Origin of the sequence: Marinobacter sp. UBA3607 (assembly GCF_002375525.1) — a bacterium.
In the GTDB taxonomy this organism is placed as follows: domain Bacteria; phylum Pseudomonadota; class Gammaproteobacteria; order Pseudomonadales; family Oleiphilaceae; genus Marinobacter; species Marinobacter vinifirmus.
In genome coordinates, this window is the sequence record NZ_DFLY01000021.1 from 1 (window position 1) to 24313 (window position 24313).

General features: G+C 58.5%; 23 protein-coding genes and 1 pseudogene. 12 read left to right on the top strand and 12 right to left on the bottom strand.

Features of this window, described 5'->3' with window-relative positions:
• The 5 genes and pseudogenes from B2589_RS07565 to B2589_RS07585 form a co-directional block, all read right to left on the bottom strand.
• Window positions 1-1226 (bottom strand): annotated as a pseudogene (locus B2589_RS07565) (DUF802 domain-containing protein); the annotation flags it as partial.
• Entirely contained in the window at window positions 1223-1909 is a 687-nt protein-coding gene (locus B2589_RS07570) for a DUF3348 family protein (protein ID WP_094623749.1), read from the bottom strand. The gene B2589_RS07570 and the pseudogene B2589_RS07565, both read right to left, overlap by 4 nt.
• A 105-nt stretch (window positions 1910-2014) precedes the next feature.
• Window positions 2015-3142 carry an MFS transporter gene (locus B2589_RS07575; RefSeq protein ID WP_286816171.1) on the bottom strand — a complete coding sequence of 376 codons (1128 nt, stop codon included), beginning with the start codon at window positions 3140-3142 and terminating at the stop codon, window positions 2015-2017.
• Between the two features lie 165 nt (window positions 3143-3307).
• Window positions 3308-4330, bottom strand: coding sequence for a hypothetical protein (locus tag B2589_RS07580; protein ID WP_286816143.1), 1023 nt, complete (start codon window positions 4328-4330; stop codon window positions 3308-3310).
• Between the two features lie 68 nt (window positions 4331-4398).
• A complete protein-coding gene (locus B2589_RS07585) occupies window positions 4399-5172 on the bottom strand; it encodes an SGNH/GDSL hydrolase family protein (RefSeq protein ID WP_286816144.1) in 774 nt (257 codons plus the stop codon).
• A gap of 253 nt (window positions 5173-5425) precedes the next feature.
• On the opposite strand from B2589_RS07585, the gene B2589_RS07590 reads away from it, so the two are divergent.
• Window positions 5426-6400, top strand: a complete 975-nt coding sequence (locus B2589_RS07590; RefSeq protein WP_232901352.1) for a DnaJ C-terminal domain-containing protein — start codon at window positions 5426-5428, stop codon at window positions 6398-6400.
• 11 nt (window positions 6401-6411) lie between these two features.
• Window positions 6412-6756, top strand: coding sequence for a chaperone modulator CbpM (locus tag B2589_RS07595; RefSeq protein WP_094623752.1), 345 nt, complete (start codon window positions 6412-6414; stop codon window positions 6754-6756).
• Between the two features lie 28 nt (window positions 6757-6784).
• Here B2589_RS07595 and B2589_RS07600 read toward each other — a convergent pair whose 3' ends face one another.
• The gene (locus tag B2589_RS07600; RefSeq protein WP_286816172.1) at window positions 6785-6961 is read right to left on the bottom strand and encodes a DUF6435 family protein; all 177 of its coding nucleotides are present in this window, start codon (window positions 6959-6961) and stop codon (window positions 6785-6787) included.
• 200 nt (window positions 6962-7161) lie between these two features.
• On the opposite strand from B2589_RS07600, the gene B2589_RS07605 reads away from it, so the two are divergent.
• From B2589_RS07605 to B2589_RS07640, 8 genes are all read left to right on the top strand, one after another.
• Window positions 7162-8421, top strand: coding sequence for a DUF5666 domain-containing protein (locus B2589_RS07605; protein WP_286816145.1), 1260 nt, complete (start codon window positions 7162-7164; stop codon window positions 8419-8421).
• Window positions 8422-8499: 78 nt separating this feature from the next.
• Window positions 8500-9357 carry a DUF6502 family protein gene (locus tag B2589_RS07610; protein WP_286816146.1) on the top strand — a complete coding sequence of 286 codons (858 nt, stop codon included), beginning with the start codon at window positions 8500-8502 and terminating at the stop codon, window positions 9355-9357.
• Window positions 9354-9752: a hypothetical protein gene (locus tag B2589_RS07615; RefSeq protein WP_286816147.1), complete on the top strand. Its 399-nt coding sequence runs from the start codon at window positions 9354-9356 to the stop codon at window positions 9750-9752. Before B2589_RS07610 ends, B2589_RS07615 begins: the two co-directional genes overlap by 4 nt.
• A 38-nt stretch (window positions 9753-9790) precedes the next feature.
• Window positions 9791-11284, top strand: coding sequence for a DUF5666 domain-containing protein (locus B2589_RS07620; protein WP_286816148.1), 1494 nt, complete (start codon window positions 9791-9793; stop codon window positions 11282-11284).
• 2 nt (window positions 11285-11286) lie between these two features.
• Entirely contained in the window at window positions 11287-11868 is a 582-nt protein-coding gene (locus B2589_RS07625; RefSeq protein WP_286816149.1) for an ACP phosphodiesterase, read from the top strand.
• A gap of 13 nt (window positions 11869-11881) precedes the next feature.
• Complete coding sequence (locus B2589_RS07630) at window positions 11882-12613, top strand: DsbA family protein (protein ID WP_286816150.1); 732 nt, start codon at window positions 11882-11884, stop codon at window positions 12611-12613.
• Window positions 12614-12903: 290 nt separating this feature from the next.
• Complete coding sequence (locus B2589_RS07635; RefSeq protein WP_286816151.1) at window positions 12904-13923, top strand: rhodanese-related sulfurtransferase; 1020 nt, start codon at window positions 12904-12906, stop codon at window positions 13921-13923.
• 24 nt (window positions 13924-13947) lie between these two features.
• Window positions 13948-14682 (top strand): DUF481 domain-containing protein, encoded by a 735-nt coding sequence (locus B2589_RS07640; RefSeq protein WP_094623759.1) that lies wholly within the window; start codon window positions 13948-13950, stop codon window positions 14680-14682.
• Window positions 14683-14750: 68 nt separating this feature from the next.
• On the opposite strand, the gene B2589_RS07645 is transcribed toward B2589_RS07640, so the two are convergent.
• The 4 genes from B2589_RS07645 to B2589_RS07660 all read right to left on the bottom strand — a co-directional run bounded on the left by B2589_RS07645 (window position 14751) and on the right by B2589_RS07660 (window position 20163).
• Window positions 14751-15698: a YbgA family protein gene (locus B2589_RS07645; RefSeq protein WP_199456680.1), complete on the bottom strand. Its 948-nt coding sequence runs from the start codon at window positions 15696-15698 to the stop codon at window positions 14751-14753.
• Window positions 15699-15795: 97 nt separating this feature from the next.
• Window positions 15796-18015, bottom strand: a complete 2220-nt coding sequence (locus B2589_RS07650; protein WP_286816152.1) for a glycosyltransferase — start codon at window positions 18013-18015, stop codon at window positions 15796-15798.
• Entirely contained in the window at window positions 18012-19070 is a 1059-nt protein-coding gene (locus B2589_RS07655) for a lysylphosphatidylglycerol synthase transmembrane domain-containing protein (protein WP_286816153.1), read from the bottom strand. The genes B2589_RS07650 and B2589_RS07655 overlap by 4 nt, the downstream gene beginning before the upstream one ends.
• A gap of 82 nt (window positions 19071-19152) precedes the next feature.
• Window positions 19153-20163 (bottom strand): DUF6160 family protein, encoded by a 1011-nt coding sequence (locus tag B2589_RS07660; protein ID WP_286816154.1) that lies wholly within the window; start codon window positions 20161-20163, stop codon window positions 19153-19155.
• 251 nt (window positions 20164-20414) lie between these two features.
• Between B2589_RS07660 and gloA the strand changes: the two genes are divergently transcribed.
• Window positions 20415-20963, top strand: coding sequence for a lactoylglutathione lyase (gene gloA / locus B2589_RS07665; RefSeq protein ID WP_022989764.1), 549 nt, complete (start codon window positions 20415-20417; stop codon window positions 20961-20963).
• Window positions 20964-20997: 34 nt separating this feature from the next.
• Here gloA and B2589_RS07670 read toward each other — a convergent pair whose 3' ends face one another.
• Entirely contained in the window at window positions 20998-21942 is a 945-nt protein-coding gene (locus B2589_RS07670) for a DMT family transporter (RefSeq protein ID WP_022989765.1), read from the bottom strand.
• A gap of 103 nt (window positions 21943-22045) precedes the next feature.
• Window positions 22046-22318, bottom strand: a complete 273-nt coding sequence (locus tag B2589_RS07675; protein ID WP_058341622.1) for a ComEA family DNA-binding protein — start codon at window positions 22316-22318, stop codon at window positions 22046-22048.
• 618 nt (window positions 22319-22936) lie between these two features.
• On the opposite strand from B2589_RS07675, the gene urtA reads away from it, so the two are divergent.
• Window positions 22937-24250 carry an urea ABC transporter substrate-binding protein gene (gene urtA, locus B2589_RS07680; RefSeq protein ID WP_022989768.1) on the top strand — a complete coding sequence of 438 codons (1314 nt, stop codon included), beginning with the start codon at window positions 22937-22939 and terminating at the stop codon, window positions 24248-24250.
• Window positions 24251-24313: the final 63 nt, after the last annotated feature.

Consider the following 24313-nt stretch of genomic DNA (forward strand, 5'->3'; position numbering starts at 1 on the left):
TGCCAGTGTTGCGACACCTCAGCTCCGGCGTTGTTCAGGCGTTCACAGCTCTGTACCAGTTGTTGCTGCTGTTCCTTGAGCCAGGTTTGGTGCCGGTCGTTGATGGTGCCAAGCCAGGTGTGGAGCTGTTCCTGCAACTGGCTTTGACTTTGTTCGTTCTGCTTTGAGAGGGCCGCTAGCGTCTCCTGGTTCTGGGCCTGCTGTGCAGTCAGATTCTGCTGCCAGCGTTCGCCCGCCTCTGTGGTAACTGTCTGAAACCCGGAGATCAATTCGGTGAGTTGTTCACGGGCATTATCTGCCCAGCTTTGTTGCAGGCCGTGAGCATCCTTCTGAAGCTGCTCCAGGGCCTGGACAACAATGGGCTCAATCCGCTCTGACGCTTGCTTTGCAGTGTTATCCAATGCCGTTTTCAGGGAGTCGGCCACGGAGTTGGCCAGGGTCTGGTAGTGGTGGCCGACCGTGCTGTGGAATTCCTGCTGGTTGTGAGTCAGGGACTGTTCCAGTTGCTGGCCAAGTTGCTCCATGCGCGCCGTCATGCGTTCCATGGCCGAGGCCATTTCGGGCAGGGCTTTGGTCTGGCTTTCCAGTGCCTGGAACGCCTGGTGGCGTTGATGATCTGCGGATAGATGATGCAGCTTGTCGCGCAGAGCACTATCCAGTGCGCGGGAAGCCTGCAACCGGTCCCGGCGGCTCAGGGTGGAGGCCAGCCCCAGCATGGCGGAGGCGGCCACGCCAGCAATGGAGGTGCCGAAGGCGAGACTCAAACCGGCAATCGGTGCGGCCAGTGCGCTGCGAATAGCGCTCAGTTCGGTACTGTTATCCAGCGCCGAGGCGGCGCCGCCCAGGGTCACAATCATGCCCGCAAAGGTGCCCAGCAGGCCCAGCATCACCAGCAGGCCGGTCAGGTAGGGTGTCAGTTGCGGGCCGGGTAATGCGGCGGCATGGCCCTCGATTCGCCGTTGCACCGGGAACTGCATCGGGGCGGGCAGTGTGCCAAGCCAGTGGTTAACCTGCTCCTGGCTTTCAGGTAACTGATGAACCTGTGCGTTCAGTTCGCGGGTTTGTTGGCGGAAATTCACCAGTTCGCCAAAGCCGAGACAGTAAACGGCGCCAATCAGGCCGGTAAACGCCAGCGCCAGCAGGTCGGAACCGACAAATCCGGCACCAATCCAGGCTACCACGGCCAGGCCGATGGCAAACGCCAGGGTAAAGAACAGTTTACTCATGGGGTGTTGTTAACCTCTTTGTGGCAAGCCTCCAGCAAACCCAGAACCGGTTCCAGCCGAACATCCAGTTCAGCGAGTAACAAAGACTGCGCTTCCTCGCAGTAGCGGTGGAACCAGTCGGCCGTTGTGGCCGGGGTGGGGCTTTGCTCCGGGGTGGTCGATCGGTGCTCGAATCGTTGTTCAAGAACCTTGGGAATATGGGAAAAACACTGTGCGGTATACCCGGCCATTGTTTGATCAAACACGGCGTCCAATTCGGCCAGGTGGGCCAGCTTCGGGCCCTGATCTTTCATCGATTTTCGAACCTTGTCCCGCAACTGACGGCTGTTGGCCGCCACTTTGCGTTGCAGCGCCAGCCAGGCATTGAGAGCGGCTTCAAGCTCGGGTTCACCGTCAAACTCCAGATCGGCGCCAAACCCGCGAATACGCTGAACCAGTGCCCTGCGTATTGTCGCCAGCTCCTCGGTTAACCGCTCTACCGTGGCGCCCTGAGGCGTGCCTGGCTGTTTCGCCCGATAACCAATGGCCGCATCCAGAGTCATGGTGTCGCCCAGGCCAAACAGCCGGCTCAGGCGCTCTGCGAAGCAGGGCAACTGGGTGCCGTTCAGCGTTGTCGCTGAATCATCCAGTTGGCGCAATAGCCTGGCTCTGAGGCCAGTATTTGCCAGAGGTTGCGAGGGCATTGGCTGGGGTTTCACTCCGGTTTCCGCGCAGGTAACGTTCAAAGCTCGCTATTCTACTGGCTAAGCGGAGTGAATGATAATGACTGTAGCGTGAGAAATGAGCGCCTAGCTGGCCTCTGGCACCGGCTCAGGCCGGCGCCAGGCAACCAGGAAAATCATCAGCCCGGCCACGGCGGTGGCAGTCCCTACGTAGCCAGTGGACTGCCAGCCGAAGCCGGCGGTAATGGCCAGCCCGCCCAGCCATGGGCCGAGGGCGTTGGCGAGATTGAACGCGGCGTGATGGGAGGCAGCGGCCAGAGTCTGGGCGCCGGTTGCCACGTCCATCAGGTGGGTTTGCAGAGCCGGGCCCAGGGCTACCATTAATGCGGTCAGGAAGCAGACTACGAGTAACACGGGCAATGAGCCTGTGGCAGACGGAAAGACGCTCAGAATCATGGCGCTGAACACCAGGATCACGCCAACGGCCCGGAATTGCAGACGGTCAAACAGCCAGCCACCAAGCAGGTTGCCCACAAAACCGCCCATCCCGAACACCACCAGGGCCACGGGAATCCAGACCGCATCCACTCGGGTGACTTCCAGCAGTGTCGGGGCAAGGTAACTGAACACCGCGAACATGCCTGCGAAGCCGATGGCACCAATGGCCAGCGCAAACCAGATTTGTGGTTTGTTAAAGGCGCGGACTTCGCTTAACGGGCTGTGCCTTTGTTCCTGGGGGTTTTTGGGCAGGAACAGCGTAATCAGCACCACGGTTAGTAACGACACCAGGCCAACAAAACCAAAGGCATAGCGCCAGTCCATGGATTGCCCCATCACCGTGGCCAGGGGGTTGCCGATCAGTAGTGCAAGTGTCAGCCCCATCATGATCTGGCTCACCGCCTTGGCCCGCTTGTGTACCGGCACCAGTGAAGCTGCCACAAGTGCGGCAACACCGAAGTAGGCGCCATGGGGCAGTCCGGCGATAAACCGGAAAACCAGCAGGGATTCGTAATTGCTGGCCAGGGCACTGGCCAGGTTGCCCAGCGCGTAGAAGGACATCAGAAGAATGAGCAGCTGCCGCCGGAACAGTTGCGCACCGAGAATGGCCAGAATGGGTGCGCCGACGACTACGCCCAGCGCATAGGTGGAGATAAGGTGGCCTGCCTGTGGCTCAGAAACGCCGAGATCCTGGGCGACATTGGGCATCAACCCCATGATGGCGAATTCACCGGTACCGATACCAAAGCCGCCCATCGCCAGCGCAAAGACGATCAGCCTGGTTGGAAGGCCGGACTCGGAATTGTGGTTGGCGGCGCTCAATCTGATCTCCTTGATCCAATCAGGGAAGAGAAAGCCCGCCATTGTCAGGGTTGGGTGTGCTAACGGCTATAAGCGATTATGAGGATGGACGTTAGCTTGCTAATTCAAGCCGTAGCGGCGTTCGCGCTCAAACCTGAAAAAGCCCTCTTCCTCTTCCCGTTCGATGGTCGGAGCAGAAAACCCGAAATGTTCCTGGCGAAGATCCGTTAACGCGGCCTCCAGTTGGTCGCCGTTCAGGCGGTTCTCCAGGGCACGTCTTTCGGCCATGTAGGTTTTGCCTTTCTGCCATTTTTCCTCCCGGCGCTGGTCGTCCTTGGCTAACTGGCGAACGGCTTCTTCGGAGTAGCCTATCTGGCGGCGCAGATCGTTGATGGTTTGCTGGCGCTGATCAGCCGGCAGGTTGGCCAGTTGTAGTTGCACTCTGTCCATGGCAAACAGGGCATGGCCGGTCGCACCGGAACCTGCCAGTTGCCGGGCCAGATCGGCACCATAGAGTTCGTCGGCAGTGGTCTGCAGTTGGTGAGCCAGCTCGGTCAGTGGCATCTGGTTGGCCTGGTCCAGCCGCGCCAGAGTTTGCTGGAACTGGTCCGATTTCGCTTCCACCGGGTTTTGTTCCTCGGCCCAGATCTGGCTTGCCAGCGGGCCGAAAATCGCTTCGCGTTGCTGCCAGAGTTCGGCGTAGCGTTCCATGTCCGGCAGCCCCTGCAAACGAAGCTCGTGATTGTCGAGCCAACGGTTGTAGCGGTCCAGCTTGGTCATTAACGCGAAAATGCTGTCGGCCAGTTCAGGAAAAGCGGTGGTGATGGCGGACTGAAAAAGTTCGTTACCGGAATCCGGATAACGCGCCAACAGGTTTCGGCGTTCGTTATACAGACGTGCCTGGGTGGCCGGCTCGGTGATGGTGTCGCCATACAGTTCCAGGTACTTAACGGCCAGTTCAACAACGCGTTGGTCGCCGCTTTGGGTTAGCTCGGCGGCGGACGTCGCTGCCGCACGCGAGGGGATGGAACCATTGGGCGTTTGCATAGCCGCCGGCTTTGATGACTCGGGCCAGTAATGAAAACCGCCCGCAATCACTAAGGCCAGGGCACCGAGCGCCAATACGGAATTGAGTGGTTTCATTGCAGCTGTCCTGCCAGTGGTATTGCAGAATGTGGTCCCGGCCGCTTTCCGGCCGGGACGCTGGGGCTTCAGAGGAGCGGTTGCAGTTTCGGCCAGATCAGATCAGCGATCTTTTTCGATCCACTATCCGCCGGGTGGATACCATCAAAGATGATGTCGCGGTCGTTGATCACCCAGCGCGGGTCCACAAAGGTGCAGTCCAGCACGGAGTTCTCACAGGCCCGCGCCAGAGTGGCGTTGCCGTAGTCCACAGCTTCTTTCATATCATCCAGACGGAACAAGCCGTTCTTGGTGTAGTAGTAGCCGGTCAGGATGCCATTCCGGACGTCGGCTGCGGCCATCTCGTTCAGAAAGTCGACAGCATCTACATAGATATCATCAATAAAGTCCCGGCACTGTTTGCTCAGCCGGCCGAAGCGCCACCAGGGTGTTTTGCAGTTATTGGAGTTCAGGGCGATGGCCGGAATCAGGATGTCATTGCCGCCGGCGTCGCCCACCACGGTTTCGATGTCCGGGTTATCAGCAACCGCATTCCGGAACTGCTGGGGAATAGACGGGGCAATCAGCTCGCCTGACAGCTCCGCACCGGAAACTGTGTAGCGGCGGAAGGTTTCACCGGCCCTGGCTTCCAGCTGGTTCTGGATTTCGCCAGACAGGGCAAAAATGGAATCGCCCACAAAGACCACCTGGTCGTTGTCGGCATCGGTCACTTTGTCGTTGCTCAGCAGGTAGCCGAGTTCGCTGCAACCGGAAAACAACAGCGCGGCACTGAGTGCCAGTGCGGGTTTCAGGGATTTGCTGGTAAAGGCCGAGAGGGACCAGCGGCGTGCTTTATTTATCATTGTTAGAGCTCCGTGTGTAAGAGACAGACCATTCGTCTACAAATACTGCCCCTTAACTATTGACCAGGCTCCGGAATTTCTCGACCGCAAACAGAGGTGAGAGGTTGTCAGATTCGGCCACGGGAGAAAGGGTGTGAACCCGGTCTCAGTGTTTGACCTGCAGCAAGGCTACAAGGAAGCGGCTTGTAATTTCCACGGCAGCGACAAATATAAGAAGTTAGAGATCACGTTTTGGTCAGATGCGAGGGGTTACATGGACTTCAAAGACTATTACGCCGTTCTGGGGGTGAGCGAGTCGGCTACGCCTGAGGACATCAAGAAGGCCTACCGCAAGCTGGCGCGCAAATATCATCCGGATGTGAGCAAGGAAGAGAACGCCAGCGACAAGTTCAAGGACGTGGGCGAGGCCTACGAAGTACTCAAAGATCCGGAAAAGCGGGCCGAGTACGACCAGCTGCGCAAATACGGCGCCCGGGCCGATGGCTCCTTCCAGCCGCCACCGGGCTGGCAGAGTGCGTCCGGCTTTGGTGGCGGCGGATATACCGAAGCCGATGCCCGGCAGTTCAGCGAGTTTTTCGAGGAGATTTTTGGCGGCGGCCGGCATGGCGGGTTTTCGGGCGCAGACTTCGGTGGCGGTGGTTTCCGCCAGAGCGCGAAAATGCGCGGGGAAGACGTTCACGCCCGCCTGGCCCTGTTCCTGGAAGAGGCATTTAACGGCTGTGAAAAACAGGTGTCGTTCACCGTGCACGAGATCGACAGTCATGGCCGGATGGTGCCCCGGCAGAAAACCCTGAAGGTCAAGATTCCCGCTGGTATGCGTGAAGGCCAGCACATTCGCCTGAAAGGCCAGGGCGCGCCCGGTGTAGGCGGTGGCGAGCCGGGCGATCTGTTCATTGAGATTGAACTGGCACCTCATCCCCATTTCTCCATCGAGGGTCGGGATGTACTGGTGACGGTACCGGTTGCACCCTGGGAGGCGGCACTTGGCGCTACGGTGACGGTGCCGACGGTCAGCGGAAAGGTAAATGTGAAAGTACCCAAGGGCTCCACCAGCGGGCGCAAGCTCCGGCTTAAGGGCAAGGGGTTCCCGGGCAAGCATCCCGGGGACCAGATTGTGGTATTGCAAGTGGCCATGCCCGAGCAGCACACGGCGGAAGCCGAGAAACTCTACGAGAAGCTGGCTGAGCTGGAGAAAGGGTTTGATCCGCGCAGCAAGCTGCACGTGTGAGGGAGGCGAACATGACGAGTAAAGACCGGATTCTGACCGTGGAGGTCACCGATGCAGATGGCACCACCTTTACCCTGCGCGAGATCTGCGAACGGGGAGACTGCCATGCCGAGTTTGTGATCAAGCTGGTGAACTACGGCGTTATTACTCCGCTGGAGGAAGGGCCGGAGATCCGCCAGTGGCAGTTCGATGTGGCCGCACTGAGCCGCCTCCAGAAAGCCCGTCGCCTGCAGCGCGACCTGAAACTCAACCTGCCAGGGCTGGCAATGTCGCTGGAGCTTCTGGACGAAGTGCAGGATATGCGCCGGGAGGTCAACCGGCTCAATCAGCGGATTCGCCAGCTAATGAGCGAATAACCAACCGGCCGGGGGCTGAGCGTTGCTGTCAGCCCCCGGCTTTTTCCAGCTTCTGAATTTCCGCGTAGATCTTTTCAGCTTCCTCCATCAAGGTGCCGTGGCTGCGTAGATCGCCGTTGCGTTGCGAGTGCAGAGCCTTGGCCAGTTTTTCCTCATAGGCCTTTTGCAGTTTCTTCTTCGGATCGCTTTTCAAGAACCCCAGCATAACCAGTCTCCAGGTTTGTGTTTCTTCTGCTGTATACGTTCGTTGCCCGGTCAGGTTCAAAAAAATTTCATGAACAAAAACTGGACAATCTAAAAATTTGGGATTATTTTCCCATTTAAAGAATTGGGAAAAATATCCCAAACGAATGGGCGCGCAGTGAGCATGCGCCGGATTGAGTGAAATCAGCCTGGAGATGGAACATGAAACGTAACGGACTTTCGAAAGCGATCAAGTTGGCGGTGGCCGGAGCTTTGGTGGGTGGCCTGGCGGCCTGTGGCGGTGGTGGCTCCGGCTCTTCCGGTTCCGCTGACACCAGCGCCAGCAGCCAGGGCACCAGTGTGGGTGCGGTTACCGGCTTTGGCAGTGTGTATGTGAACGGCACTCGCTTTACCACCGATGGCAGGGTGGACAGCGATGACGGGCTCGAGCGGGAAGACCAGCTGGACAAGGGCATGATCCTGAAAGTGAAGGGCAGCTGGGACGACCGGGGTGAAGGCCGGGCCGATGACATTTCCTATGACGACAACCTGCGTGGCCCGCTGACAGCGGCAAGCTGGGACGCCTCGGCCAATACCGGCCAGCTTGAAATGCTGGGCCAGGTGATTGGCCTGACCAATGAAACCGTCTTCCGTGGCGCAACCCCGGAGCAACTGGCGGCCAGCCCGGCAAGCTACCGGGTGCGGGTGAGCGGCTGGCGGCTGGACGATGGCAGCTTCCGGGCCAGTTACGTGGGCGCCAGGGTTAGCGAACCGGATTTTGACGATGACAATGAGGTTGAGCTGGAAGGCGTGGTACAGAACCTGGATGCCATAGCCCGAACCTTCACCATTAACGGTTTCTCCGTCAATTACGAGTTGGCCAGTGGTGATGACGACTTCGACCTGGATGACCTGAGCGACGGCATGGCGGTCGAGGTGGAAGGCTATCTGCAGGATGGCATCCTGATGGCCAAAGAAATTGACGATGAAGACGACCTGTTTGATGACGACGATGACGTCGAAATCTCCGGTGATCTCTACGACTACGACAGCAGTACCCGAACCTTCCGCATCAATGGTGTGCTGGTGCAGATCGACAGCGACACTGATTTCGATGACATCAGCGCCGGCAGCCTTCAGGACGGTGTATTTGTGAAGGTAGAGGGCGACTTCCGCAACGGTGTCTTGCTGGCCGAGGAAATTGAAGGCCGGGAAGGCGATGACGAAGTGGAAGGCCGGATCGAGCAGGTCGACCTGGCCGGTGAAGTGCTGATTGTCAGTGGCGTTCGGGTTCAACTCACGGCCAGCACCCTGATTGATGATGACGACGATGACGATGGCCGCCGTAGCCGGGTAGACGACATCAACGCTTTCATGGTCGGCGACTATGTAGAAGTGGAAGGTCGCCGCCGGGATGGATACCTGGAAGCCTTCACCATCGAGCGTGAAGACGAGGACGACGATGACGATGATGACGACTGACCGGTAACCCCGAAACGGGCCGCAGCGCTGGCGGCCCGTTCTGGCTTTTATAATCGCTATGGGAATACAATCCCAAACATGACTGATGCCAATGCCAACCCCCTCCACAAAGCACTGTTCCGCATTTTGCGGCCCCTGGCCCGTTTGCTGTTGCGCAATGGTGTGCCTTTCGGCGAATTCTCCGAACTGGTCAAACGCGCCTATGTGGAAGCGGCACTGGAAGATTTCAGTGATGGCCGGCGTAAACCTACGGATTCCCGGGCAGCGGTCATGACCGGCCTTACCCGCAAGGAAGTCAAACGCCAGCGGGAAATCCTGGCGGGCCAGAACCCAGCGCGGGAATCCCGGTCTAATGCCAACCGGGCATCCCGTGTGGTGTCTGGCTGGGTACACGATCCGGCTTATCAGGCTGACGACAAACAGCCCGCCATGCTGGATTTTGAAGGTGCCGGCAGCTTCACCGAACTGGTGCGCAAGTACAGCGGCGACATGACGCCGCGTGCTGTGCTGGATGAGCTGATGCGGGTGGGCGTGGCCGCGGTAGAGCCGGACTCCGGCAGGCTCCAGCTAAAACAAAGAGCCTACGTACCGGCCGGTGACAGTGAGGATATGCTCCAAATCTTCGGTGAAGACGTATCTGATCTTGTGGCTACCATCGATCACAACCTGATCAGCCGTTCGGCCGGGAAGTCGCCGCTGTTCCAGCGGACCCTGACCTACGACAACATCCCGGCAGACGTGATTGAACGGTGGCGGGAGATTTCGGCGGAACAGTCCCAGGCGTTGTTGGAACAACTGGACGACTGGCTGGGGCCCCATGACCGCCAAGGGCCTGGAAACCAAGATGAAGGCGCCAGCAAAGTGCGTACCGGCGTTGGCATTTTCTATTTCGAAGAACCGATACAACCGGACACCAGCGGAGATAAACGCTCATGAGCCCGAAGATCACAACGGTGGAGCCTGCCCGATGGCAGCCGACCGGGCTGGTGACCACCTTGCTGTCACCCGGAGCTCGGCAGGTGATCCGCTGCTGGTTGGGAACCGGTGACTTCCTGGATGAGCAGCACCAGCCCAGAATACTGCTGGCACTCGCCGAAGGGGATGACGCCTTCACCGACCTGGTGCGGCGCGCCAACCCCGACCTGGTGTCTGCCGTTGTGCTGAACGAACTCCTGCGCAAGGGCATTGTCGAGGCCCTGGAAAGCGGTCATGTTCTGTTAAAACGCAGCGCCTATGCTCCTGCGGGGCAGCCTGAACCGGAATCGGTACTGGCTGAGCCTGAAGACCTGTTCAGCAACGGCATTCCACGCCGCCGCTTCAACGATACCTGATAACCATGGCCGGCCCGGATGGCTGGCGGGAGAGCACAATGACGTCTGACCAACTCCGTAAACGCCTTTCGCTGGCAATCGCACCTGTGGCTTTCGGCATTTTCAGTGCCTGTGGCGGCGGTGGAGGCGGCGGTATCGGTATAGCCGACGGCGGCATTCGCGGCACCGGCTCCAGCGTCGGGCCGGTTTCCGGGTTTGGTAGTGTGTTTGTGAATGGGGTGAAGTTTGAGACTGACGGCGAAGTCATCAGCAATGACGGCATCGAGCGCGAGGATCAGCTTGAAGAAGGCATGATCCTGAGGATTGATGGCGATTGGCGTGATGATGGCTCCGGCGACGCGGATACTGTTGAATACGACGATACCTTCCGTGGCCCCGTCTCCGATGTACAGCAAATTCTGGATACTGACGGTGCCGTGGATGCGGTGACCTTCACCATCTACGGCCAACCCTTGGTTGTCGATAAACAGACAGTCACCAAACGAACGACCCTGACCACTCTGACTAACGGTGACTTTGTGCGGGTAAGTGGCTGGCGCCAGCCAGATGGGGTTTATCGAGCGAGTTTTCTGGGTCTGGTTGATGGCACCGAAAACGACTTGGAAATTGAAGGGCGCATTGATCCGGGCTCACTCGACACCAGCCTTCAGCAGTTCAGCATCAACGGTCAGCTGGTTTCCTATGGCAGCGCCTTGTTTACTGATGACCTGAGTGAGACCGACCTCGCCGATCTGCTGCTGGTGGAAGTCGAAGGCTCGATTTCGGGCACTGATTTCATTGCGGAACAAGTCAATGAAGGCGAGATTCGCCGCTATCGTCGGGGCTCTGGCGACGAAATCGAGTTCGCCGGGCCCGTCAATTCGGCCTACAGCGCAAGTTCACGGACTTTCCGGATCAATGGCCTGATCGTTCAGGTAGATAACGACACGGAGTTCGATGACGACCTCACGGAATCAGACTTGGTACCAGGCCTGTTGATTCAGGTGGAAGGCACATTCCGGAGTGATGGCACTGTATTGGCAGAGGAAATCGAGGCCCGTGAAGGTAATGCCTCTGTCGAAGGTGTGGTCGATGTAAATACTCTGGACCCGGCTAATGAAACCTTCCGGGTGGGTGGCGTGCTAGTCAAGGTTACCCCCCTGACCATTATCAGTGACGATGACAGTGATCAGCGCCTGAAACTGGCAGACCTGAACGGCAGCTACGAGCTGGAGGTTGATGGTATCGAACGTACCAGTGCGTCTGGCGTTGTGTTCCTGGAAGCATTCCGGATTGAGCGGGACGATGATGATTCTGAAGCCGGCGAGGAGCTCGAGTTTGAGCTAACTGGGGAGCTAACTGAGGTTTCCGGCACTGTTTTCAGTATTCTTGGGATTGAGATCGAGACCAGCGGCGCGGAGTTTGATGATACGAGTCGTGACGCTCTGGAAGATGCCCTGAATGCAGGTCAGCGTCCGTTGCTGGAAATCGAATATTCCGGGTCGGCTTCGAGTGACTATATTGCCGAAGAAATCGAACTAGCAGAAGACTGAGTATGAACCACCTCGCCCACACCTTCCTCGCCCCTGACTCCCCCGAGGCACGTGTGGGCAGCATCCTCGGGGATTTCTCCCGGGGTGTGGACTGGGCGGCCTTGCCCCCCCCGGTGCTGGAAGGCGTTCGCCACCACCTGGCAGTCGATAGCTTCACCGACCAGCACCCGCAAGTGCTGGCCAGCAAGCGACTGTTCTCCAGCCAGCGCCGGCGCTTTGCCGGCGTGGCGCTGGACATTCTCTACGACCATTTCCTGTTGCGGCACTGGTGCCGGTTTGCCGACTGCGAGAGTGGGGAGTTTGTGCAGACGGTCTATCAAGAGCTGCAGTGCCACGAACAAGTCATGCCGCCTGCCATGGTCAAAGTCACCCGCCGTATGGTGGAGCACGACTGGTTTGGCGCCTATCAGGACCTCGACAATATTGGCTTCGCCCTGGACCGGGTTGCCGGCCGAATCCGCTTCCCCAACCAATTCACTGGAATAATTGACGAAATTCGGGACAATGAGCCGGAACTCGAGGCGAATTTCCTGACGTTCTTCCCGGAACTCCAAACCTTCGCCCGCCAGTTTCCGAACGTATAACAAGGAGCCCCAGATGGGTGAAGCCAAACGACGCAAACAAAACGGCGCCCCCTCGCCAGCCAGGAAAAACAACAAAAAGCCCCTGCTGATTGCAGGTGCATTGGTGGTTGTTGTGGCTGTGGCCGCCGCCCTGTACTTCCTCACAACCCCGCCGGCCCCGACCTCCGACGAACTGCCGGTGGCCGCCGCGAACGCCGAACCTTTCCCGGCCTTCCTTGACCAGTACGGCACCTCCGTTGGCTCCGAAAACGCCAGAGTCGTCGTGCGTGAATTTGCCGACTACCAATGCCCCGCCTGCGCCCGCTTCGCCCAAGCCAGCCAGCGTTTGAAGCAGGAATACGTCGAAACCGGCAAAGTCCGCTTCGTTTACTTCGACCTCCCCCTGCGCCAACACCAGAACGCCATGCCCGCCGCCCAGGCTGCCCGCTGCGCCGGTGACCAGGGCCAATACTGGGCCATGCACGACAAACTCTACGACGCTCAGGGCGAATGGAGCGGCTCCAACGACCCGATAGCCACCTTCACCCGCTACGCCAACGGCATGGACCTCGAAGAACGCCGCTTCCGCCGCTGCATGGAAACCGAACTGCACAAAGAAGCGGTAGAACAGAGCCTGCAGGTTGCCGTTCAAATGCGTGTTTCCAGCACTCCGACAGTGATGGTGGACAACATCCAGCTGACCCGCCCGGGTTGGGGGCAGTTGTCTGCGGTCGTAGAGCGTGAATTGAATAAAACGGCAGACTAAAGCTCTCGCCTGGTAACGCAGCATGCGTTGCGGCGGCTAGGCGAAGAGTTAGCCCTGGGTGGGGGATGTCTTTCCAAAATCGTGCGGAGCCATGGATGGCGGAGCCGAGCGTACAAGGACGTATTCACAGCGTATTTTGGAAAGACATCCCCCAGTCAGGGCGGCATCCACGGCACCTTCCACGGCTAGCACCTACTTGCGTCCAAACTCAGGTTGGTTAAACTCTGCCCCCTTCCGTGAACACCACAAACCATGCTCCGGATTTACGATCCGGCCCGCAGGAGAAAACCATGAGCAACAACATCGTTGTCTGCGCACTGTACAAGTTCGCAGTATTGAATGATTACAAAGACCTACGCCAGCCCCTGCTGAACCTCATGCTGGAAAAAGACGTCCACGGCACCCTGCTGCTGGCCCGTGAAGGCATCAACGGCACCATCGCCGGCAGCCGTGAAGGCATCGACGCCGTAAAAGCCTGGATTGCCAGCGACGACCGCTTTGAAGGCGTGGATTACAAAGAATCCTTCGTGGAATTCCAGCCGTTCAAACGCACCAAGGTCAAACTCAAGAAAGAAATCGTCACCATGGGCGTGCAAGGTATCGACCCGAAACGCGTCGTGGGTACCTACGTAGACCCCAAAGAATGGAACGACCTGATTTCAGACCCGGAAGTGCTGCTGGTCGACACCCGTAACCAGTATGAAGTGGAGATTGGTACCTTCAAAAACGCCGTCAATCCGGCCACTGACACCTTCCGGGAATTTCCCGAGTATGTGAAACAGAATCTGGACCCGCAAAAACACAAGAAAGTCGCCATGTTCTGTACCGGCGGCATTCGTTGCGAAAAGTCCACCGCTTACCTGAAAGAACAGGGGTTTGACGAGGTGTATCACCTCAAGGGCGGCATTCTGAAGTACCTGGAAGAGGTGCCTCAGGAGCAGAGCCTGTGGCAGGGCGAGTGTTTTGTATTCGACGACCGGGTTACCGTCAACCATAACCTGGAGCGTGGTGATTACGACCAGTGCCACGCCTGTCGCCGGCCCATTACCGAAGACGATAAACAGCACCCGGAATATGAGCAGGGTGTGAGCTGCCACCAGTGCATCGACTCGCTGACCGAGGAGCAGAAAGCCCGGTTCAAGGAGCGCGAGCGCCAGATGCGTCTGGCCGAGGAACGTGGCGAAGCCCACGTGGGTGGCGAAGCGGCCCGCATTATTGCCGAGCGCAAGGCCCGAAAGAAGGCCGAGTGGGAGCAACAGGCCCGCAGAAGTCTGGAGGGGGAAAACGCACGTAAGTCTGCGTCGAATTAAAGAAAACTCAACCAAGGAGAAACTATGTTGATCAGGAAACCGCTGGTAGTCGCCTGTATGGCACTGGCCCCGATGGTTCATGCCCAGGAAAGCGGAAACTGGAAAGGCGAAGCCGAACTGGGTGTGTTGGTGACCTCCGGTAACAGCGAGGAAACCAAGGTGAACGGCCGGCTGGGGCTGATTCACGAAACCGGCACCTGGCGTAACAGCGGCGATTTCAGTTCCAAGTACACCGAGGCGGAAGACGAAACCACTGCCGAGGAATACAAGGCTGCACTGGAAGCCGACCACAAGTTCGACGACCAGCAGTACTGGTTTGTTCGCGGGTCCTGGGAAGATGACCGTTTCTCCGGCTACGACTTTGAATCCACCCTGACCACCGGTTATGGCAACCGGGTGTGGCAGTCTGGCGACCGTTCCTTCCTGGACCTGTCTGCCGGCGCCGGTTATCGCTACAACAAGCTCGAGCAGGTGGACGTGGACACCGGTCGTGACGTGGAAGAAGAAGCCATCGCGCGGCTGGCAGGCCAGTTCGATTACGGTTTGTCTGAAACCTCCCTGTTCCGGCAGAAACTGAGCACGGAAATCGGCCTGGATGACAACAACACCATCACCCAGTCTGAGACCTCCTTGCAGAGCACCATCGTGAACAGCCTGTCCATGAAAGTGGCGTTCCGGGTGAAGCATGTGTCGGATGCGCCGGAAGGTTCAGACAAGACCGACACCGAAACGTCGCTGTCTTTGCTCTACGGTTTCTGAGCAGCGTCGGTTAAAAAAACGGGACAGGTGGTTCAACCATCTGCCCCGTTTTTGTTTGCGGAAACCGGTTATACGTTGTTTCGCAGCCCCAGCTCGTCCGGGTAGGGGGTCAGGTATTTCTGGGTGTGCAGGTAGTCTACCGGCTCCTTGCGCTGGGCCAGGCGCAGCAGCGTCATCGGCACCACCAGCGGGATCTCGCCGCGCCGGTAGGCTTCAATCTGCTCCAGCAGCACCGTTTTCTCTTCGGCGGACATACCGTCTTTCAGGTAGCCCAGCAAATGCTGCATGGCATTCACGTGGGAGCCCCGGCTCACTTTCTGGGTCATGGCTTCCATAAAGCCGTGAATATAGCGCTCGGCAATCTGCGCCAGCGGCTCGGATTTCAAATCGGCCAGCATCGGCCCCAACTGGCGGTAGATCTTTTCAGAATGTGCCAGCAGGGTGAACTTGTGGCGCTGGTGGAACTCCAGCAGTGACTGCTTGGTGAGCTGGTCGCCGGCCACGTTCTGCATCCAGTCGTCGTAGGCGAACACACGCTCGATAAAGTTTTCCCGCAGCATGTCGTCGTGCAGGCGGCCCTCTTCTTCCACCGGCATCAGCGGGTAGGCTTTCATCAGGGCATCCGCGAACATGCCCCGGCCATCGCGATGCATGAAGGCGCCCTCGGCGTTATGGATCTTGATGCGTTCCATGCCGCAGCTGGGGGATTTCGCCATCAGGATATAGCCGCGCAGATTCTCCAGGGAGGGCAAAATCTGCTGGATGAAGTCCTGCATGGGTTGTGTGTGGTCTTTGGTGCCTTTGCTTTCAACCAGGTGCAGGCCGTCTCCGTGCTCGCGCAGGTGAATGGCCGGGCGGGGCACGCCAAGGCCCGCTTCCAGCTCCGGGCAGATAGAACGGAACTCGAAATGCTTAGACAGCACCTGGGTGCAGTATCGGGAATGTTTATGGCCGCCATCGTGGCGAACTTCCTTGCCGAGCAGGCAGGTGCTGATGCCAACAGGTATACCGCTCACAGGCTTCTCCAGTCTTGAAAGTGACGTTGCTGATACCGCTTACGTACTTTCAGTGTAAACCGATCAGGCGGCTGCGCCCAACACCGGAGTGTGCGGGTCAGTGTCGCTTTTGCCTGGCCGCCAGGCTGGTGGCGTAAATGCCACGGACATCCCGGGCAAACTGTTCGATGGAGTAGCCTGCGGCAAAGCTGCGGGCCTTGTCGGAGAGTTCTGCACGCAGTGCGTCATCTTCCAGCAGTTGCCGGGCCTTCTCGAGCCAGCGAGCCTGGTTCTCCGGTGTCTTGTAGCCGTTCAGGCCGTCGCGCACCACGTCTTCAATGCCGCTGGCGCGAACAGCCACCACCGGCAAGCCGGCAGACATGGCCTCCAGGATGACCATGCCCTGGGTTTCGGATTTGGAGGCGAACAGGAAGGCATCGCCCAGGTTGTACCAGATCGCCATTTCCTCCGGTTGCACCGCACCAGCCAGGGTGAAATGGCTTGCCAGGTCCAGGCTTTCAATTTTTTTCTGAAGGCGGTCCCGCTGGTGCCCGTCGCCGATCATCAGGAAGCGGAACGGTACGCGGGTTTCTGTCCTCAGCCGGTCGATGGCTTCAATCATGAAGTCGATGTTTTTCTCGTTAGACAACCGCGCCACGCTGATGAAAACCTTCTCGTTGGTCAGCCCCAGTTTGTTGCGCAGGGCGTCAACGTCGGCTTTTTCTACCGACTGAAAGCGCTGGTACTCGATGCCGGTGGGCTGCACAAAGGTGGGCGTGGTTACTCCGATCATGCGCAGGTATTCCTCGGTGGAGTAGGTGGGCACAATCACCCCGTCGCAGCGGTTAGCAAAACGCTTGATCAACGCGTGGGAAATCAGGTTGCGGAACAGCATGCCGGGCAGGGGCACGAAGTGGGCATAGTGCTCCAGCCGGGTGTGGTAGGTGTAGATGGCCGGAACGCTGAGCTGGCGGGCCATAAACAGCCCCAGGCTGCCGAGCCAGAACGGATGATGCAGGTGAATCACATCAGGCCGGAACGCCCGCACCTGTTTGCGAATGCGGGCCAGGAAGATATTGGCCAGCCGGAACTCCCGTTTCTCGCCCATGGCCAGCAGCGAGGGCACGCGAACCACTGCATCTTCCTGGTCGGACTGGTCGCGGTATTTTGGCGCGATAACCAGGGTGCTGTCGCCCAGCTGCTCCAGCCCGTTGCGCAATCGTTCGATGGAAATCGGCACACCGCCAATGAACGGCAGGTAGTTGTTGGTAAACATGGCCACCCGTAACGGTTTCTCCAGCCAGGGCGTAGGGTCCAGGTCGTAGTCCGGGTAGTAGTCTTTGCCGATGAAGATCACCTGGTACAGTTTGATGGTGATGGCCACAAACACGGACACAATCAGGATGAAGTTCAAAAAGCCGGTATAGAACAGGGAGTAGATAAAGAACCAGAAACCTTCCAGCCGTTTCCAGATAGGGTGTTGGCCCACTTCGAGGCGCTTCATCTGGTGCTGTACCTCACCGTTCGGCGAGACGGACACGTCAACGTAGTGGTAAAAGCTTTCTTCTGTGTTGAGTACCAGGCCTCCGGCGCCGCCGGTCGTGATGTACGGAGTGCCGTCAATCTCCTGTTCGTCATACAGGGACAGGTTGGCGGAAAGCACCAGGTCGATATCCTGCTCCTTCACCAGCTGCATCAACGCCTGGCGAAAGGCTTCCGGTTGCAAGTAGTCTTCTTCTCCGTCAAACAGGATCGGGGTTTGCGGTTTCAACAGCGGATGGCCAACAAACAGGATCTGGGCGTTACTGGTGTCGTGGGCCAGCAGGTCCCTCAGCCAGCGTATTTGCCAGCGCCAGGGGGTTTTGCCGGTGCTGTCGAGAAAAATCAGCCGGGTATTGCCGGTACGGATGCTGTAGAAATGTGGCCCGAAGTGGTCGTAGAACCGGAAGCTGCCGAAGTCCTCGTATTCGTGGGCCCCGAAGGTGAGTAAGTAGGGAATCTCCAGGTGGCTCAGGGTGCCGTACAGCGCCCGGTATTTGTCTTCACCACCGCCGCTGACCGCGTTGCCGGCGGAAACCAGGAAATCCAGGCCGGCCTGGTTCAGTTCCGGAATAAAGCGCCGCTCGAAAATGCCGACCGAATTGTTGATGTTGCCGACTACTGCAAAGCGGATACCTTCGCCGGGTGGTGTGCGCTGGTGGATTCTCTCCACCTGCCCGCTGTGCAGGGCTTCGAAATCCTGCTTGAAGAAATTCAGGTACACCTTGTAGCCGATCAAGGCCACGACAATTACCAGGCACAGGTAAAACAGGAGTTTCAGCGGGTTTCGTCGGGTCATGACACGCTCCGGTGGCTTTTGATCAGTTCCCTTTGCATCACCAGCAGGCCGATCAGCATACCCAGGTAGATCGTCAGAAAGCGCCAGGCAATGGTGACCAGCACCAGGTGGTTACCCGATAGGATATCCCGGAAGAAACTGCCGAACACCCCTTCGGAAATGCCGGAGGCGCCCGGGGTGGGTGAGAAGTACATGATGAAGGTTGTCACCACCAGCAGCCCCAGAGTGACTGGGTAATCCACCTCATAGCCCAGACCATGGATCAGCAGCGCCGGAAAGCTGAACAAACTGAGCAGGAACAGCGCGGTAAAGCCCACCGAGAGCAGTATATCGCGGGGGTTACCTTGCAGGTAATCGCTGAAGCACTGGGCAAACCGGAGCATTTCCCGGCGCAGTTTGAACTGCCACCGGTCGTGGCGGCAGGCGTTGATCAGGTGGGCCTTGCGAAGCCCGGCGATCAGGGCGCTCAGAGGGGCAATCAGCCAGCGGGTGCGGAGCAGCAGCACCGCAAAAAATCCCAGATACAGGGTTACGAACACGGCCAGGGCCGTGCTGACACCAGACGATAAGACCCCGCCATCGAGTGCGTCCAGCGTGAGCAGAAAGACCGGTGTCAGGGAGAAAATGAAGATCACCGCCAGTACCGTGCGAATCGTGGTGGCGGCTGTGGCGCGGGCAACCGGCACACCGTGGCGGGTCAGGTACCAGATCTGGGCAAAGCCACCACCCGTGGCCATGGGCGTGACGTTGGAGAAAAACAGGTTGATAAACACCAGCCGGAATACTTTGCGCAAGGGCAGCCGGTGGCCGAGCGCCCGAAGTGTGTAGTGCAGGCGCAGGCCATCGGCCAGGTAATACACCAGCAGCAGGGCCGCGGCCGGGATCAATAATGTAGGGGAGAGCAGGCGGTTATCAAACTCGAAACTGCGGCCGGCAAAGCGGTCGTATACGGCATAGAGGCCTGCGCCGGTCATCAGCAGGAAGACCAGGCTGAACAGCGTCAGCCTGCGCCAGGAGGTCCGTTTCTGGTAATCGCTGTCAGTCTCGCTTGCCATTGCTCGCCCGCCGTATCAGGGCAGGCAGTTTACCCTGACCGGCGTGGGCCTTGTCCAGTGAACGGTGCCACGCGAGGTTCTATCAGCGCCCGTAAACCATCATGGTGGTGTCAGTAATGGCAAAATCGGTGAACTGCACCGTACCGATACTGGTGCCGCCAATCTTGAAAACCGGCATATCAATGTCCGCCCGGAACTCGACATCGTGAATGGACAGCCCGTCTTTGCCGGAGCCCGCGCTGGTGCCTTTCGCAAGGCGGGCGGTGGCATGGGCCATACCGAAGTGGCCAAGGGTATCGTCGCCCCTGCGGTTGTGGATCTGCAGGCCTTCAATGCCGACGGCGGCGAAGTTGAACAGCAGGATTACGTCTGCCGCTTCCCAGTCCAGGCTGCCGTTGGTGATCTCAAAATGGGTATCCAGCTGAAGCTCCGAGCCGGAGACGCTGTTGCCGTTAGCCAGGGTGCGGGTAGAGGTGCCACCGTTACGAATCACCAGGTCCGTCGGGCCGACATAGCCTTGCAGAAAGATATTGGAAAACAGGTTGGCACTGCCTTCCGAGCCGGTGGTGGTCACGCTGTCGATGGCCAGTTCGAAGTCCACTGCCTGCAGGTAGTCGGCCAGGCTGGTCGGGTCGCCGTAATCGGTGGCGCCCAGGTGGATAACCAGGTCGCCGCTGTTGAATTTCTTGCCGTAACCGCCGGAGAGTGCGTAGCGGGCCAGGGCATCGGCAACATCGGGGTCAGAGCTGTCCAGCAGGCCGGCGTCTGCCCGGCGGGCGATTTCAGAGAAGCCGTGGGTCAGTACTTCGCCCTCACCGGCGATATCGACCGTCAGTTTCAGGTTATCGAGCACGGAATCGTTGTGGCCGGACAGCCGGATGCCGTTCACACCGAGCGTGCCCTCGTCGGTCCAGGTCAGGCTGTCGATGTTCAGCTTGGTTTCCAGCTCGATGGTGACCCCGGCCTGGCCGGTAACCGACGACATGGCTGAATCATTCAGCGGCTGGAAGTCAGCAACGGCAGGCACGGGCAGCAAGCTGGCTGCGGCCAGTAACGTGCCGGTCAGTGGCAATTTGGAATAGGTGCGGTACATGTTGGCCCCGGGTTTCATTCGACAATTTGTTGTTGTTTTGACAAGCCCGCAGGGACAACACAACCAAGGCTGCGGTGGTTATTTGTTGTACAGGTGTACTTTAGGCGGGGAGGGCGCGGGTATCTGTGCGCTGTTTCACAAACCGGCTGGTCGCATGGGAGCGGTCTATGACCTTGAAATCCGCGCCAGCAGCACGCAGTTATAGGGATTGAATCCCAAAAATCACCCTCTAAACCAAAGGGGAAACCACGATGCCCAAGCATTTCGAGCAGGCGCCCGGTCTTTACGACGCTCCGGTACCGGAAACCGAAGGTTATGTGTTCAACCAGACCATGATGCGCATTAAAGAGCCTGAGCGCTCCCTGGACTTCTACACCCGGGTAATGGGGATGCGGCTGGTGCGTAAACTGGATTTCCCGGAAATGAAGTTCACGCTCTATTTCCTCGGCTACCTGGATGACAAACAGGCCCAATCTGTACCGGCAGACGATGCCCATCGCACAACCTATACCTTCGGGCGCGAAGCCATGCTGGAACTCACCCACAACTGGGGTACCGAAGACGATGCAGACTTCGCTTACCACAATGGCAACGACCAGCCCCAGGGCTTTGGCCACATCGGTGTTGCAGTGCCGGATGTTTACGCCGCGTGCGAGCGTTTCGAAAAACTGGGCGTGGAGTTTGTGAAGAAGCCGGACGACGGAAAGATGAAAGGCCTGGCCTTTATCAAAGACCCGGACGGCTACTGGATTGAAATCCTGCAGCCGAACATGCTGGAAAAACAGCGCAAAGACAGCTGATCTCTGCGCGTGTTAACCAGCGGTAGCCCCGGTATCAGTGCTCGGCACTGGTATCCGGGGATTTGCCATAGCGGGAGGCCACGATCACCGCTATGGTCAGAATCAGTGCTCCGGCAATACCGACAGGCCCCAACACTTCCCCCAGAATCACCCAGGCCAGTAGCGCCACAAAGAGCGGCTCCAGCGTTACGATAATGCTGGACAAGGTTGCTGGTGTGGTTTTCATACCGCTAAAAAAGCTCACATAGCCGATGCAGGTGGGCACCACGCCGATGTAGACAATCATCAGCCAGTGCTTCAGCCCGAGAGTGTCCAGCCCTTCAAAACCTCCACTGAATGCAACCACCGGCAACAGCAGTAACGCTGCCGTGGCAAAGCAGATAAACGCTGTTGTGAATACCGGTGTGCCGGCAGAGTTGTAGCGGCTGGTCAGTGTGAAGCCGGTATAGACGGCGGCAGCCAGCAACGCCATCAGAATACCTGCAAGGCGCAGTGAACCGGCGGTATCCATATCGCTGACCACCAGCATGCCGGTGCCGGCAATGGCGGCGAGTGCTGCGATGACCGTCAGCAGGTTCGGTTTTTCCCCGAGCAGCGGCGCGGCCAGAATGGCCACCAGGACGGGCGGCAGGCACAGGGAAATCAGGGTGGCAATGCCAGCGCCGGTCAGGTCGACGGCCAGCAGGTAGCTGCCCTGGTAAAACGCCTGGAACAGGCCAAGGGCGGCCAATGGCAAAAAGGCTTTCAGGCCCAGCGAACGGAGCGAGCTGCCGGCAACCTGCTGGCCGGGGTGGGCGGCAACCAGTTGCTTCTGCTCCCGGCGCATCAACAGCCAGAAGAACGGCAGGGCAACCACCAGCCGAAGAAAACCGAGGGTGATGGCCTCAAGCTCTGTGCCGGTAAACAGAAACTTGGCAACAATGCCTGTGGTGGCCCAGAGCAGCGCGGCCAGGGCAATCAAAAGGGCGCCTTGAATCATCTGAATCTGCCGGATTGGTGTGGGTTGGCCGGCAAGGGTAGCAGCGGCAGCATGGCTGCGCCAGAGGGGCAGGGAAGGGCAGCCGGGGCTGCCCGACAGGGTCTTACTCTACGGCGAGCCGCTCGGCATTCTTCTCAACCGTACGGGCACCAATACCTTTCACCTTGGCAAGCTCTTCGGTGGCGGAAAACGGGCCGTTTTCTTCGCGGTAAGTGATGATCGCCTGTGCCTTGGCTTCGCCAATGCCGTTCAGCGAGGCCAGGGTAGCTACATCGGCTGTATTGATATTGATGGTTTCAGCTTCGTTGGCGTAGGCAAAGCCGGTGGCCAGGCTGAACAGCAAAACGAGGGTTGCCAGAAGGGCGTTGTGTTTCATCGGAGAACTCCTGAGTGTCGATAATGTTGTTATGAACAGTCAGGCATGACAGCGAGTGGTTGCTGGTAGGGCGGTAGGTAGGTGTTGGAGCCTGAGTGCACGGAATGGGACTACGATCCGTGTAGTCCCGACATTCCGTGGCTGACCCCTGCCTGATCCGTCAGGCGCGCATCATCCTGAGCACTTCGTCCTTGCGTTCATCCTTGCAGCCCTGTCCTTCGGGCAACTCCTGAATCCGTGGAGTTTCCATCCCTGAGCCAACGTCCGTGCTGGCTTATCATCCCTGACAACCGCCATTTTACTGAACATGAGTGGGGGAAATACCGGACATCGGCTCGTTGGTGTGTGCGAGATGTCTTACATCGTTGTGAGTATTTCGGTGAATTTGGGTTCATGGTTTGGGTGCTACGAGCGTCGTGCACACAAACAGCGCGCTTGGTTGCCCAGTGCACTGAATTGAAGCAAAGGTTAGTGCGCTATCTTGTGGCGCGATTACGAAATGCGCGCCGAACAATATATAACGTGATGTTTTTAAAGTATTTTCTGTGGTGTTGGAACAGCTGATGCTATGGGGTTCAGGCGTTGACGACTCATAACCCAACGAAAAGGACGCACAACATGAGCATCAAAAAACACGTGAAACTGGGCCTCTCTGCATTGGCGCTGTCTGTCTCCCTCGGTTCCATCAATACCGCGTTTGCCGCCGAAGACCCCATCAAAGTGGGTATTCTCCATTCCCTGTCCGGCACCATGGCCATCAGTGAGACCGCACTGAAAGACACCATGATGATGCTGATTGAAAAGCAGAACGAAGCCGGTGGCGTGCTTGGTCGCCAACTGGAGCCGGTGGTGGTTGACCCTGCTTCCAACTGGCCATTGTTCGCGGAGAAAGCCCGTGAGTTGCTGGAAAAAGAAAAAGTCGACGTGATCTTCGGTAACTGGACCTCGGTGTCCCGTAAATCCGTATTGCCAGTGGTTGAGGAGCTGAACGGCCTGCTGTTCTACCCGGTTCAGTACGAGGGCGAGGAATCGTCTGAAAACGTGTTCTACACCGGTGCAGCGCCCAACCAGCAGGCGATTCCAGCGGTGGATTACCTGATGAACGATCTGGGTGTTGAGCGCTGGGTGCTGGCGGGCACGGATTACGTTTACCCGCGCACCACCAACAAGATTCTGGAAACCTACCTGAAAGACAAAGGTGTGGCCGCCGGCGACATCATGATCAACTACACGCCTTTCGGCCACTCGGACTGGCAGACCATCGTGTCTGACATCAAAAAGTTCGGCAGCGCCGGCAAGAAGACCGCCGTGGTTTCCACCATCAACGGCGACGCCAACGTGCCCTTCTACCGTGAACTGGGCAACCAGGGCATTTCCGCCACCGACATTCCCGTGGTTGCGTTCTCCGTGGGTGAACAGGAACTCTCCGGCATCGACACCGCTCCGCTGGTTGGCCACCTGGCTGCCTGGAACTACTTCATGAGCGTGGATAACGACGCCAACTACGACTTCATCGACGCCTGGGTTGCCTACAAGGGCGACGATGCCGCCGTTACCAACGACCCTATGGAGGCCCACTACATCGGTTTCAACATGTACGTTGAAGCGGTCAAGAAAGCCGGCACCGCCGACGTGGATGAAGTGAAAGACGCCATCATCGGGGTGAGCGTGCCCAACCTCACCGGCGGCTACGCCACCATGATGCCGAACCATCACATCACCAAGCCGGTGCTGATTGGCGAGATCCAGGACAACGGCCAGTTCTCCGTAGTCTGGGAAACCCCGTCCACCGTGGCTGGCGATGCCTGGTCTGACTTCCTGCCGGGCTCCAAGGATCTGATCAGCGACTGGCGCGCGCCCCTGCGCTGCGGCAACTTCAACGTGGTCACCGGCAAGTGCGGTGGTGGCTCGGCTGACGTGGCCTCCAACTAAGCTCCAACCGGGCACAGCCGGGCAGGCCTGAGCCTGCCCGGCACCGCTCCCGAATTCCCAAGT